Source organism: Actinoplanes sp. NPDC023936 (assembly GCF_040639325.1).
Lineage (GTDB): Bacteria > Actinomycetota > Actinomycetes > Mycobacteriales > Micromonosporaceae > Actinoplanes.
The window spans coordinates 201,853-214,177 of the sequence record NZ_JBEZZR010000009.1 but is presented as its reverse complement, the minus strand read 5'-3'; the positions used below and the strand labels follow the sequence as shown (position 1 = coordinate 214,177).

12 protein-coding genes are annotated in these 12,325 nt (G+C 69.5%); all 12 read right to left on the bottom strand.

Annotated features, from left to right (window positions below; all coding sequences use genetic code 11):
- Position 1: 1 nt before the first annotated feature.
- The 12 genes from AB0F72_RS15460 to AB0F72_RS15405 all read right to left on the bottom strand — a co-directional run bounded on the left by AB0F72_RS15460 (position 2) and on the right by AB0F72_RS15405 (position 12,170).
- Positions 2 to 982, bottom strand: a complete 981-nt coding sequence (locus AB0F72_RS15460) for a phosphotransferase family protein (protein ID WP_360430702.1) — start codon at positions 980 to 982, stop codon at positions 2 to 4.
- On the bottom strand, positions 979 to 1,752 hold the full coding sequence (locus tag AB0F72_RS15455; RefSeq protein WP_360430700.1) for an SDR family oxidoreductase: 774 nt from the start codon (positions 1,750 to 1,752) through the stop codon (positions 979 to 981). The genes AB0F72_RS15460 and AB0F72_RS15455 overlap by 4 nt, the downstream gene beginning before the upstream one ends.
- Entirely contained in the window at positions 1,749 to 2,498 is a 750-nt protein-coding gene (locus AB0F72_RS15450; protein ID WP_360430698.1) for an SDR family oxidoreductase, read from the bottom strand. The genes AB0F72_RS15455 and AB0F72_RS15450 overlap by 4 nt, the downstream gene beginning before the upstream one ends.
- 46 nt (positions 2,499 to 2,544) lie before the next feature.
- On the bottom strand, positions 2,545 to 3,813 hold the full coding sequence (locus AB0F72_RS15445; RefSeq protein ID WP_360430696.1) for an ABC transporter substrate-binding protein: 1,269 nt from the start codon (positions 3,811 to 3,813) through the stop codon (positions 2,545 to 2,547).
- Positions 3,814 to 3,815: 2 nt separating this feature from the next.
- Entirely contained in the window at positions 3,816 to 4,844 is a 1,029-nt protein-coding gene (locus tag AB0F72_RS15440) for a branched-chain amino acid ABC transporter permease (RefSeq protein WP_360430694.1), read from the bottom strand.
- Positions 4,841 to 5,719, bottom strand: a complete 879-nt coding sequence (locus AB0F72_RS15435; RefSeq protein ID WP_360430692.1) for a branched-chain amino acid ABC transporter permease — start codon at positions 5,717 to 5,719, stop codon at positions 4,841 to 4,843. The genes AB0F72_RS15440 and AB0F72_RS15435 overlap by 4 nt, the downstream gene beginning before the upstream one ends.
- Positions 5,719 to 6,438, bottom strand: a complete 720-nt coding sequence (locus AB0F72_RS15430) for an ABC transporter ATP-binding protein (protein WP_360430690.1) — start codon at positions 6,436 to 6,438, stop codon at positions 5,719 to 5,721. The genes AB0F72_RS15435 and AB0F72_RS15430 overlap by 1 nt, the downstream gene beginning before the upstream one ends.
- Positions 6,439 to 6,532: 94 nt before the next feature.
- The gene (locus tag AB0F72_RS15425; RefSeq protein WP_360430688.1) at positions 6,533 to 7,234 is read right to left on the bottom strand and encodes an ABC transporter ATP-binding protein; all 702 of its coding nucleotides are present in this window, start codon (positions 7,232 to 7,234) and stop codon (positions 6,533 to 6,535) included.
- A gap of 420 nt (positions 7,235 to 7,654) precedes the next feature.
- Positions 7,655 to 8,386 (bottom strand): alpha-ketoglutarate-dependent dioxygenase AlkB, encoded by a 732-nt coding sequence (locus AB0F72_RS15420; protein ID WP_360430686.1) that lies wholly within the window; start codon positions 8,384 to 8,386, stop codon positions 7,655 to 7,657.
- A gap of 29 nt (positions 8,387 to 8,415) precedes the next feature.
- A complete protein-coding gene (locus AB0F72_RS15415) occupies positions 8,416 to 9,405 on the bottom strand; it encodes a succinate dehydrogenase/fumarate reductase iron-sulfur subunit (RefSeq protein ID WP_360430684.1) in 990 nt (329 codons plus the stop codon).
- The gene (locus AB0F72_RS15410) at positions 9,402 to 11,297 is read right to left on the bottom strand and encodes a fumarate reductase/succinate dehydrogenase flavoprotein subunit (protein WP_360430682.1); all 1,896 of its coding nucleotides are present in this window, start codon (positions 11,295 to 11,297) and stop codon (positions 9,402 to 9,404) included. The genes AB0F72_RS15415 and AB0F72_RS15410 overlap by 4 nt, the downstream gene beginning before the upstream one ends.
- Positions 11,298 to 11,381: 84 nt before the next feature.
- Positions 11,382 to 12,170 (bottom strand): hypothetical protein, encoded by a 789-nt coding sequence (locus AB0F72_RS15405; protein WP_360430680.1) that lies wholly within the window; start codon positions 12,168 to 12,170, stop codon positions 11,382 to 11,384.
- Between the last annotated feature and the right edge of the window lie 155 nt (positions 12,171 to 12,325).

Sequence of the window (12,325 nt, the reverse complement as noted above, 5' to 3'; positions counted from 1 at the left end):
ATCAGTGTCCTTCCAACGCTCGGTGGCCCTGCTCGACGAGTGCGGGCACCATCGCTCCGACGGTGTCGAAACCGGCGCCGACGGTCTGGCCCTGGGTGAATCGGTAATGCACGCCCTCGAGGATGACGGCGAGCTTGAACGCGGCGAAGCCGATGTACCAGTGCAGGTCGCTGACGTCCCGGCCGCTGCGCTCGGCGTACCGGGCGGACATCGCGGCGAGCGACGGGTGACCGGGCAGGTCGATCGGCGCGACGGGTGCGCCGTCGCGGACGAGCAACGGGCGCCCGGCGTAGACGAGCATCAGGGCGAGGTCGCTCAGCGGGTCGCCGAGAGTCGACATCTCCCAGTCCAGCACGGCGTTGACCTCGAGCGCGTCGCCGATCAGCACGTTGTCGAGGCGGTAGTCGCCGTGCACGACCGCGCCGGGGCCGCCGGCCGGGATGTCGGTGGCGAGCCGGGCGTGCAGCTCGTCGATGCCGGAGAGCTCGCGGCTGCGGGACGCGTCGAGCTGCTTCTTCCAGCGGCGGACCTGGCGTTCGTTGAAGCCTTCCGGGCGGCCGAAGTCTTCGAGCCCGATCTTCGCGGGGTCGAGCGAGTGCAGGTCCGCGAGGGTGTCGACGAGCCGGAGCGTCAGCTCTCCGAGATCGACGGACGCCAGCTGGGCGACGTCGCGGTAGATCGTCCCGTCGACGTGCTCCATGAGATAGAACGGTGCGCCGATGATCGAGATGTCGGCACAGAGCAGGACCGGTCGCGGCACCGGGAACCCGGCTGCGGACAGCGCCGACAACACCCGGTGCTCCCGCGCCATGTCGTGAGCCGTGGGAAGCACGTGACCGAGCGGCGGCCGCCGCAGAACCCACCGGTTCACCCCGTCGGTCACCGCGTAGGTCAGGTTCGACCGCCCGCCGGCGAACATCGTCCCGCTCAGGGGCGGGCTGTCCAGATAGGCCTGGAGGGCGTCCAGGTCGAGCCCCTTCACCGAGCACCCTCGAAGCCACGCTGCATCTTGTTCATGCCACCCAGCCAACGGTCCGGATCGCTCGCGCGCAAGCGGTAGTACTCCGCGACCTCGGCGTGCGGCAGGATCAGGAAACCGGTGCCGGTCAGCGACGCGGCCACCTGGTCGGCGACGGCCTCGGGCGTCAGCGCGCCCTCGGCGAGCAGCGCCGCGCTGCCGCTGCCGTCCTCGTTCCCCCGGGTCAGCATGTCGGTGCGGACGCCCTGGGGGCAGAGCGCCTGGACGATCAAACCCCGATGTGCGTACGTGGCCCGCAGCCACTCCGCGTACGCCAGCGCGGCGTGTTTCGTCACCGAGTAGGTGGCGCTGCCGAGCAGGGTGAGCAGGCCCGCCGCACTGACCGTGATCAGCAGCCGTTTCGGCTCGCCGCTGTCCAGCCAGCGGGGCAGCAGGGCCCGGCTGACGTAGACGTGCGACATCACGTTCACGCCGAAGTCGCGCTGCCACTGCGCGTCCGGGGTGTTCTCGTCGCCCGAGGAGAGGACGCCGGCGTTGGAGCAGAACAGGTCGATCCCGCCGAGGTCGGCCCAGGCCGCGTCGACGAGCGCGCGGACGTCGGTCTCGCTCGCCGCGTCGCCGGGCACCGCGAGCCCGCCGATCTCGTCGGCGACCGACCGGGCCGCGTCGGCGTTCAGGTCGTTGACCACGACCCGGGCGCCGTCTGCGGCGAACCGGCGGGCCAGACCGGCCCCGATCCCGCCGCCCGCGCCGGTGACGACGACGCGCTTCACTGGACGCTCCCGGTGAGGGTGACGCCGCCGTCGATCACGATGGTCTGGCCGGTGATCCAGGAGGCGTCCGGTGAGCAGAGGAACGCCACGGTGCCGGCCACGTCGTCGGTGTTGCCGAGCCTGCCCAGTGGGTACGTGGCCGCCACCTCCGCCTCGCGTCCCTCGTAGAGAGCGGTGGCGAACCGGGTCTTCACGACGGCCGGGGCGACCGCGTTGACCCGGATCCTGGGCGCCAGTTCGATGGCGAGCTCCTCGGTGAGGTGGATGAGGGCCGCCTTGGTGGTGCCGTAGAACCCGATCCCCGGCGCCGGTCGGACGCCGGAGACCGAGGAGATGTTCACGATCGATCCGCCGTCGGCGGAGCCGAGGCCGCCGCGCAGCGCTTCCTGCACCCAGCCCAGCGTGCCGATCAGGTTGACCTCGGCCATCTTGCGGGCGGCGCCCAGATCGAGCTGGGCGAGCGGCCCGTACGCCGGGTTGATCCCGATGTTGTTGACCAGCGTGGTGATCGAGCCGAACCGGCCGGTGACCGCGTCGATCACCGCGGCGCGGTGTGCCGGGTCGTCACCCTTGCCGGCGACGCCGATCGCCACCTCGGGACCGCCGAGTTCCTTCACGGCGGCCTCGAGGGCGTCGGCGTCGCGGCCGGTGACGGCGACTTTCGCCCCTTGGGACACGAAGCGTTGCGCGATGGCGAACCCGATTCCCCGGCTGGCTCCGGTCACGATCGCTACCTGGTCCGCCATCGGTCAACCTCCAGAAAGTCGTGTATGTGCAGTACGGGTGCAGATATTACGCGGCCGGAACGCCGTTGGACGGCGGCGTCACGGCTTGCGGCTGGTGCGGCGCGACCGGGGCCGCCTTGTCGTCGGTGGTGTACGGGCTGCCCAGGTAGACCGCCGTGCCCTTTTCAATCTTGGTGAGCTGCGTGCCGCCGTACCCGGAATGGTCGCTGTCGGAGAAGCGCAGCGGGACCAGGCCGGGGCCCTGGAAGTTGTTCTTCTTGACGGCCGCGATGATGCCGTCCCTGGTCAGGTCCTTGCCGGCCGCCTGCAGCGACTGGACGAAGAGGTAGGCCACCGACATGCCGTAGATGACGTTGTTGTCGAACTCGGCGCCGCCGTTGTACTCGGTGTTGACCTTCTTGAAGAGCTGGACCCACGGGTTCGCCTCGTCGGTGCTCAGCGGCAGGTAGTTCGCCGCCACCAGGCCCTCCATCAGCGGCGCGCCGGCGCCCAGGGCCTTGCTCACGGTGGTCGGGTCGGCGCCCACGTTGCTCACCACGAACTGCGGCTTGTAGGCGATCTTCGCGGCCGTTCCGATGGAGAGCGCGGTGAACCCGGGGATGGTCGCCAGCACGACGACCTCACAGCCGGCCGCCTTGAACTCGCCCATCTGCGGTCCGACGTTCGGGTTGCTGGTCACGTAGCTGCCCTTGGCCGTGACCGTGCCGACGACCTGCTCCAGGCCGACCAGGCTGTCCCGGCCGAAGTCGTCGTCCTGGCCGAGGAAGCAGACCTTCTTCCCGGCGAGGTTCTCCTTCACGTACGTTCCGAGGATCTTGCCCTCGACCGTGTAGTCCGGGTTGAAGCCGAACGTCCCCGGATACTTGTCCGGCTGGTTCCAGCTGCGGCTGCCGCTCGCGACGAACAGGTCCGGGACCCGGTTCGTCTTGAGGAAGTCCAGGACGCCGGTGTGCGTCGGCGTGCCCAGCCCGTTGATGATCGCGAAGACCTTGTCCTGCAGCACCAGCTCGCGCACCACCTGCTGGGTGGTCGCCGGGTTGTAGGCGTCGTCCTTGACCGTGTAAGTGATCTTGCGGCCGTGCACGCCGCCGTTCGCGTTGACGAAGTCGAAGTACGCCTTGGTGGCCGGCGAGATGCTCGCGTACCCGGCGGCCGCCGGTCCGGTGAGCGGGTGATGGGTGCCGATCTTCACCTCGGTGTCGGTCACACCTGGCACGTCGGCGCCGCCGGAGCCGCCACTGCTGTCGCCGTCGCTGCTGCAGCCTGCGGCGAGCAGGACCACGGCGGCGACGAAGGTCGTCGCGATGCGTTTCATCGTTACCTCCTGAATCTGCGAATGAAGTTGAAGCGGATGGATGCCAGGCCGCCGGGGGCGGCCAGCATGACGACGATGAGCACCACGCCGAAGACGACCAGGGCGAGGTTCCCCTCGAGACGGTGCGAGCCGGCCTGCTCGGCGATCGACTGGGCGAACGCGGGCAGGGCGACCAGCAGGACGGCGCCCCACAGCGCGCCGAACAGGCTGCCCAGGCCGCCGATCACGATCGCCATGACCAGGAACAGCGAGAGGGTCAGCGGGAAGGCGCCCGGCGAGACACTCTGCGCGAGCAGGGCGAACAGCGCGCCGGACAGGCCGGCGCAGACCGCGCTGACGACGAAGGCCAGGACCTGGGTACGGGCGACGTTGATGCCGGCCAGCTTCGCGGCGGTCTCGTCGTCCCGCACCGCGCGCAGGTCCCGTCCGAACCGCCCGCGAACCAGCATGGCCAGGACCAGCACGGTGACCAGCGCGCCGGCCCAGCAGAGCCAGGCCTGCCAGCGTTCCATCGGGATCGTCCCGGGCGGCGGGTCGAGCACCACCGACAGGCCCTGATCGCTGTTGAACGTCTCGTCGAACGTGCTCGTCACCGACGGGACCACGATCGCGACGGCGAGGGTCAGACCGGCCAGATAGGGTCCGCGCAGCCGGGCCGCGGCCAGCCCGATCACCGCGCCGGCCACCGTGGTCACCGCGATCGCCAGGACGAAACTGAGCGGCAGGTTGAGCCACTTGTTCTGTGTCAGCGCGAACGTGTAGGCGCCGGTCGCCATCAGCGCGCCGTGCCCGAGGCTCAACTGGCCGTTCAGTCCGGTCAGGAGGGTCAGCCCGGCGGTCACGCAGAGATAGGCGCCGACCGTCGCGAGCTGGTAGTTCCGGAACGGTGGCAGCGTGTAGCTGAGGATCAGAATCAGACCCGCGCCGGCCAGGACGACCAGGATCGGAGCGAGGCGGCGCCGGCTGGTCCGCTGCGGCGCGCTTGTCGTGGGTACGTCCTGAGCGGCCGTCTTCTGTTTCATGTCGGTCATGCCACCCTCGCCTTCGAGCTGGAGAAGAGCCCGCCCGGCTTGCCGAGGAGCACCACCACGAGCAGGAGAAGGACTGCCATCGGGGCGACCGTCGGCTCGACGTAACCGCTGACGTAGGAGAGCAGCAGCCCCACCACGAGACCGCCGGTGACCGCGCCGATCGGGCTGTCCAGGCCGCCGACCACCGCCGCGGTGAACGCGGAGATGAACACCACGTCCATGGCGGTCGGGTGCAGGCCCAGTTCGGTCGGGACGACCAGCATCCCGGCCAGCGAGCCGACCGCCGCGGCGAGTGCCCAGCCGAGCGTCAGCATGCCGCCCACCGAGACACCGAGCAGCCGGGAGACATCAGGTGCGAACGCCGCGGCGCGCATCCGGAGCCCCACCGCCGTACGCGTGAAGAGAAGCGTGAGAAGGACGACCACCGCGCCCACCGCGGCGAACACGAACAGGTCGTATCGGGACAGCACGGCGATGCCCTGTATCTCGAAGGCGTCCCGGCTGAACGGCGTCTCCACCGGCTGGAACTCGTTGCCGTAGATGATGCCGAGCACGCCCTGGATCACCAGGACCAGGCCGAGCGCCACCACCACGCCGTTCAGCGGCGACGAGTGGTCGACGAACCGCATCACCACCCGCTCCACGACCACGCCGAGGATCAGTCCCGCGACGAGGGCGGTGATGAAGCCGAGCCAGTAGGAACCGGTCGCGCTCGTGACCGAGTAGCCGGCGTAGACCGCCGCCACGGCCATCGCGCCCTGCGCGAAGTTGACGATCCGGGCGGCCCGCCAGATCAGCACCAGGGCCAGCGCGAACGCCGCGTAGACGGCGCCCCGGCTCAGCCCGTCGAAGGTCAGATAGATGAACTGGCTCATCAGAACCCCAGGTAGGCATGACGGAGATCGGCGTCGTCGCGCAACGCGGACGCCTTGTTGCGGGTCACCACCCGGCCGAGGGCCAGCACCACACCCTCGTCGGCGATGGAGAGCGCGCTGCGGACGTTCTGCTCCACGAGCAGAACCGCGAGCCCGGTACGTTCCCGCAGGTCCCGCAGGAGCGCCATGATCTGTGCGGTGATCTTGGGGGCCAGCCCGAGCGACGGTTCGTCGAGCAGCAGCAGCCTGGGCCGGCCGACCAGCGCCCGGCCCAGCGCGAGCATCTGCCGCTCGCCGCCGGACAACTGGTGCCCGGCGAAGGCACGACGTTGTGCCAGCGCCGGGAACCGTTCGTACACCTCGTCGAGGGCACGTTTCGCGTCGGCCTGATCGCGCCGCCACAGGCCGCCGAGCCGCAGGTTCTCGTCGACGGTGAGCTCGGTGACCACACCGCGCCCCTCCGGGACGTGCGCGATGCCGCGGCGCACCATCCGTTCGACCTTGGTGCCCTTCAGGTCCGCGCCGTCGAAGACCACCTGGCCGCGGCTGCTGCGGACCAGTCCGGAAAGGGTGCGCAGGAGCGTGGTCTTGCCGGCCCCGTTCGCGCCGAGAACAGCGACGATCTCTCCGGGTTGGACGGTGAGGTTGACGTCGTGCAGGACCGGCGCCGCACCGTATCCGGCGGTGAGCCCCTCGACCCGCAGCAGTGCGCTGCTCATGCCGTGTCTCCTCCGGTTGTTTCACGAAATTTCGGGTATGCCAACGAAAGCCGTGCCCGGAGGGCCGGCTTGCCTGACGGAGTCTTTGTGCTTTCTAGGCGGGTGTGCCGAGGTACGCCTCGGTGACCCGCTCGTTCGTGCTGATCTCGGCGGGGGTGCCGAGCGCGATCGGCTTGCCGAAGTCCAGAACCAGGATCTCGTCGCAGACCGACATCACCAGGTCCATGTGGTGCTCGACCAGCAGAACCGTGGTGCCGACCTCTTTGATCAGGTCACCGAGCCAGTGGATCTCGTCGGTGTCCAGGCCGCCGGCCGGCTCGTCGAGCATCAGAACGCGCGGCTTCGACGCCAGAGCGCGAGCCAGCTCGATCCGTTTCCGGATCGCATAGGGCAGCGCGCCGGGATGGGCCGCCGCGTACTTCGCGACACCGCACCGCTCCAGCGCGGCGAGCGCTTCCGCCTCGGCCCGCCGGCCGCGAACGCCGACCATCACGTTCTCCAGCACCGTCATGCCGGCGAACTGGCCGACGCCCTGCAGTGTCCGGGCGATCCCGAGCCGGCTGAGATGGTGCGGCCGGGGTCGCCAGGGCCGCCCGTCGAGGGTGAGGGTGCCCTCGGTCGGCGGCACGAATCCGCAGATGACGTTGAAAAGTGTCGTCTTGCCCGCCCCGTTGGGCCCGATCACCCCGACGATCTTCCCCGGCGTCACGCGCAGGGACACGTCATCGAGAGCAGTCAGCCCGCCGAAGCGAACGGTTATGTGGTGAAGGGCGAGTTCGTCTGTTGCCACAGCCACCTCCCGGACCGGTAGAAGTCCTGCGTGGAGTGATGGTCAACTATTTACACTAGGAGTGTAACTTTCTCGGCCGCGCCGTCAACCACTTGCAATGTCCCTGTTACCTCATGATTTCCCCGCAGCTCAGCCCCACCCCGCCGCGCGCCGCTCACCGCGCGCCGCCCACCGCGCGCCGCCCTGCCCGCGCCGCCGGCCCCGCGCCGCCCCGCCGCCGCTCACCCCCGCGCGCTCCGCCCCGATCTCCCCTCCGCGACGATCTTGGATGGTTGCGCGACGCCGGACTGTTTGTGGAAATCGCCAAGATCGCCGCGGCGACTGCTGCCGTGGCAGGCGGTGCGGCGGTGGGAGCGGCGCGGCGGTGCTGGCCGGCGGGCCGGTGGTGCTGGCGGGCGCGGCGGTGCTGCTGCGGCTCGGTGGTGATCAGGCGACGCCCTGGGGTCGGAACTGGACGCTCACCCGCGGCCCGACCGGGCGGGCCGTTTTCGGGATGGCGTGTTCCCATGTGCGCTGGCACGAGCCGCCCATCACGATCAGATCGCCGTGGCCGAGCGGAAACCGCAGCGTGTCGTGCCCGCCTGCGCGGGGGCGTAGCAGCAGGTTCCGCGGGGAGCCGAACGAGACGATCGCGACCATGGTGTCGTGGCGCGCTGAACGGCCCACGGTGTCGCCGTGCCAGGCGACGCTGTCCCGGCCGTCGCGGTAGAGGCACATGCCGGCCGTCACGAACTCCTCGCCCAGCTCCTCGCCGTAGTGGGCGTTGAGCAGCGCTTTCGCCTCGGCGAGCGCGGGATGCGGCAGCGTCTCGCCGCCACCGAACCAGCGCAGCAGCCGCGGCACGTCGACGACGTCGTCATACATCTTCCGCCGCTCGGCCCGCCAATCGATGCCGAGCAGCGTCTCGAAGACCGTGTCCGAGCCGTGCATCCAGCCGGGCAGCACATCCACCCAGGCCCCCGCGGTGAGCCGATGCCGGGTGGCCCCGGCCAGCGGCGAAAGCGCCACACCCCCGGAGAGGCCGCCGCCAAGCGACGGCCCGCCGCCAAGCGCCGGCCCGTCGGGAAGCGCCGGCCCGTCGGGAAGCGCCGGCCCGTCGGGAAGCGCCGGCCCGCCGCCCAGGAGATCGAGCATCGAAGGCTGGTAACTGCTGCTCATCCCGCCAGTTTAGTACGGGCGTTCGAAGATCAGCGCTTGTCCGTGGACGGGTGGGTGTAAACGATCTCCTCGGGCGGCAGCGGGAACGTGACGTCCTCGCCGAACGGTGACGGGCCGCCCTGGATCGGCGCCGCGAGCTCGGCGACGTCCATGTGACCGTCCGCGCCGACCGGCGGGCCCTCGGGCAGCCGGGCGCTGGAGAGCGGCACCCCCGCCGCGACGCCGGTGACGCCGGTGGAGCCGGTGGGCGCCATCGACTCCGTACCCTCGAGCTCGTCCCGCCTGAAGATTTTGCGGCCGAGCCAGACCAGCGGGTCGTAACGACGGTCCACCACGCGCTCCTTCATCGGGATGATCGCGTTGTCGGTGATCTTGATGTGTTCCGGGCAGACCTCGGTGCAGCACTTGGTGATGTTGCAGTAGCCGAGGCCCTGGCTGGACTGCGCGTACTCCTTGCGGTCGCCGCGCGCGTCGAGCGGATGCATGTCGAGTTCGGCGGCCCGGATGAAGTACCGCGGGCCGGAGAACGCCTCCTTGTTCTCCTCGTGGTCGCGGACCACGTGGCAGGTGTTCTGGCAGAGGAAGCACTCGATGCACTTGCGGAACTCCTGGCTGCGTTCCACGTCGATCTGCTGCATCCGGTACTCACCGGGGGCCACCCCGACCGGCGGGGCGAACGCCGGCGTCTCCCGCGCTTTCTCGTAGTTGAACGACACGTCGGTGACCAGGTCGCGGATCACCGGGAAGGTCCGCAGCGGCGTGATCGTGATCGTCTCGTCCTCGGTGAACGTCGACATCCGGGTCATGCAGCCGAGCCGCGGCTTGCCGTTGATCTCCATGGAGCAGGAGCCGCACTTGCCGGCCTTGCAGTTCCACCGGCAGGCCAGGTCCGGCGCCTGGGTGGCCTGCAACCGGTGGATGATGTCGAGGACCACCTCGCCCTCGTTCACCTCGACGTCGAACTCGGTCAGGTCGCCGCCGGACGCATCCCCGCGCCAGACGCGGAAGTGGCGTTTCATTCTGCCTCCAACTCGGCCAGCTCCTCGTCGGTCAGGTATTTCGCCAGCTCACTGCGGTCGAAGAGCGCTGCCAACTCGCCGCGCATCCGCGGCACCGGCTTGCGTTCCAGGTGCACGTCGCCGGACTCGTCGATCGAGCAGATCAGGTTGATCCGGCGCCACAGCGGGCTCATCTTCGGGAAGTCCTCGCGGGTGTGCCCGCCCCGCGACTCCTCCCGCTCCAGCGCCGCTTTCGCCGTGCACTCCGAGACGATCAGCATGTTGCGCAGGTCGAGCGCCAGGTGCCAGCCCGGGTTGTAGCGCCGGCCACCGTCGGCCGCCACGTTCGCCACCCGTACCCGCAGCTCGTGAAGTCTTTTCAGGGCGTCGGTCAGTTCGCCCTCGCGCCGGATGATGCCGACCAGGTCACCCATCACCGCCTGAAGATCTTGTTGCAATGTGTACGGGTTCTCGCCCTCGCCCCGCACCAGAGGAGCGAGCGCCACCTCGACGGCGGCCGCCACGTCCACCTTCGACGGCTTGGGCCGCTTGCCGAGCGAGTCGACGTACGACGACGCGTGCTCGCCCGCCCGCTTGCCGAAGACCAGCAGGTCGGAGAGGGAGTTGCCGCCGAGCCGGTTGGACCCGTGCATGCCGCCGGAGACCTCACCGGCGGCGAACAGCCCCTGCACCCGGCCGAGCGCCGCGCCGGTGTCCGGGTCGACCTCGACGCCGCCCATCACGTAGTGGCAGGTCGGCCCGACCTCCATCGGCTCCTTGGTGATGTCGACGTCGGCCAGCTCCTTGAACTGGTGATGCATCGACGGCAGGCGCCGGATGATCTGCTCGGCCGGCATCCGGGTGGAGACGTCCAGGAAGACCCCGCCGGCCGGGCTGCCACGTCCCGCCTTGACCTCGCTGTTGATCGCGCGGGCGACCTCGTCGCGGGGGAGCAGCTCGGGCGGGCGGCGGTTGTTGTCGGGGTCGGTGTACCAGCGGTCGGCCTCCTCCTCGGTCTCCGCGTACTGCTTGCGGAAGACGTCGGGGACGTAGTCGAACATGAAGCGTTTCTGCTCGGAGTTGCGCAGCACGCCGCCGTCACCGCGCACCGACTCGGTGACCAGGATGCCCTTGACGCTGGGCGGCCAGACCATGCCGGTCGGGTGGAACTGCAGGAACTCCATGTTGATCAGCGTCGCGCCGGCGCGCAGGGCCAGCGCGTGGCCGTCGCCGGTGTACTCCCAGGAGTTCGAGGTGACCTTGTAGCTGCGGCCGACGCCGCCGGTGGCGAGCACCACGGCCGGCGCCTCGAAGAGCAGGAACTCACCGGACTCGCGGTCGTAGCCGAACGCGCCGGCCACCCGGTCGCCGTCGAGCAGCAGCTCGGTGACGGTGGTCTCCTGGAAGACCCGGATCCGCGCGTCGTAGCTGCCGGTCTCGGCGTAGTCCTCCTGCTGCAGCGAGACGATCTTCTGCTGCAGGGTGCGGATCAGCTCCAGGCCGGTCCGGTCGCCGACGTGGGCGAGCCGCGGGTACTCGTGGCCGCCGAAGTTGCGCTGCGAGATCTTGCCGTCCTTGGTGCGGTCGAAGAGCGCGCCGTACGTCTCCAGCTCCCAGATCCGCTCCGGCGCCTCCTTGGCGTGCAGCTCCGCCATCCGGAAGTTGTTCAGGAACTTGCCGCCGCGCATGGTGTCCCGGAAGTGGACCATCCAGTTGTCGCGGGAGTTGGCGTTGCCCATTGCGGCGGCCGCGCCGCCCTCCGCCATCACCGTGTGCGCCTTGCCGAACAGCGACTTCGAGATGATCGCGGTGCGCTTGCCGGCCAGCCGGGCCTCGATCGCCGCGCGCAGCCCGGCGCCGCCGGCGCCGATCACGACGACGTCGTACAGGTGTCGTTCGATCGCGGTGGTCATGACGTCCCCTCCGCTTCGCTCCGGCGCCGCCATGAGTCGAAGACTGTGCCTGATGATTCGCTCGCAAGCTCGCTCATGGGGCCCTCAGTTGATGATCCGCAGGTCGGAGTACCACTCGGCGGCGAGACCCATGATGTAGAAGTCGGTGAGCGCCAGGGTGCCGAGCGTGATCCAGGCCAGCTGCATGTGCCGGGTGTTGAGCTTCGAGACGAAGGTCCAGAAGCGGTACCGCACCGGGTGCTGGGAGAAGTGCTTCAGCCGGCCGCCGGCGATGTGCCGGCAGGAATGGCAGGACAGTGTGTACGCCCACAGCATGATCACGTTGACCCAGAGGATCACGTTGCCGAGGCCGAGGCCGGTCGTCTGTGCCAGCGCCGCGTCCCACGTGTTGATCAACGAGATGATCACGGCGGCGTAGAAGGCGTACCGGTGCGCGTTCTGGAAGATCAGCGGGAAGCGGGTCTCACCGGAGTAGCGCTTGTGCCCGTCCGGCACCGCGCAGGCCGGCGGCGACAGCCAGAACGAGCGGTAGTACGCCTTCCGGTAGTAGTAGCAGGTGAGCCGGAAGAGCAGCAGGAACGGCAGGGTCAACGCCGCTTCCGGGAGCAGGAAGAAGTTCGGCAGCGGGGTGCCGAACAGGGCCGCGTCGCCGCATCGCTCGGTCAGACACGGTGAGTAGAACGGTGTGAGGTAGTGGAACTCCTCCACGTAGAACCACTTGTGCATGAAGACGCGGACCGTCGCGTAGGTGACCCAGGCGCTCAGGCCGACGAAAGTGATCAGGGGGGCGAGCCACCACCGGTCGGTGCGCAGTGTCCGCGCGGCGATCGCCGCGCGAGCCCGCCCGCCCGGCTTCGTTGCCGTGGTCGTCATTCCATCTCCTGAATGTGCCGTTCAGGTCTGCGCGCAGCCGGGTTTGGACACAGCTGTGCCCCACTCAGCTGCCGCAGAGCGACAGTGATGTGGGGCACACGTTACGCCGAGGGTCCGACATCCCGCTGCGCGGGGATGCGAAGTGGACCACAAAA

What these genes read in the sequence shown, in the direction of transcription:
- AB0F72_RS15450 (WP_360430698.1), bottom strand. Translation starts at nt 2,498, where the DNA reads ATGGCGGACCAGGTAGCGATCGTGACCGGAGCCAGCCGGGGAATCGGG.
- AB0F72_RS15445 (WP_360430696.1), bottom strand. Translation starts at nt 3,813, where the DNA reads ATGAAACGCATCGCGACGACCTTCGTCGCCGCCGTGGTCCTGCTCGCC.
- AB0F72_RS15440 (WP_360430694.1), bottom strand. Translation starts at nt 4,844, where the DNA reads ATGACCGACATGAAACAGAAGACGGCCGCTCAGGACGTACCCACGACA.
- AB0F72_RS15435 (WP_360430692.1), bottom strand. Translation starts at nt 5,719, where the DNA reads ATGAGCCAGTTCATCTATCTGACCTTCGACGGGCTGAGCCGGGGCGCC.
- AB0F72_RS15430 (WP_360430690.1), bottom strand. Translation starts at nt 6,438, where the DNA reads ATGAGCAGCGCACTGCTGCGGGTCGAGGGGCTCACCGCCGGATACGGT.
- AB0F72_RS15420 (WP_360430686.1), bottom strand. Translation starts at nt 8,386, where the DNA reads ATGAGCAGCAGTTACCAGCCTTCGATGCTCGATCTCCTGGGCGGCGGG.
- AB0F72_RS15415 (WP_360430684.1), bottom strand. Translation starts at nt 9,405, where the DNA reads ATGAAACGCCACTTCCGCGTCTGGCGCGGGGATGCGTCCGGCGGCGAC.
- AB0F72_RS15410 (WP_360430682.1), bottom strand. Translation starts at nt 11,297, where the DNA reads ATGACCACCGCGATCGAACGACACCTGTACGACGTCGTCGTGATCGGC.
- AB0F72_RS15405 (WP_360430680.1), bottom strand. Translation starts at nt 12,170, where the DNA reads ATGACGACCACGGCAACGAAGCCGGGCGGGCGGGCTCGCGCGGCGATC.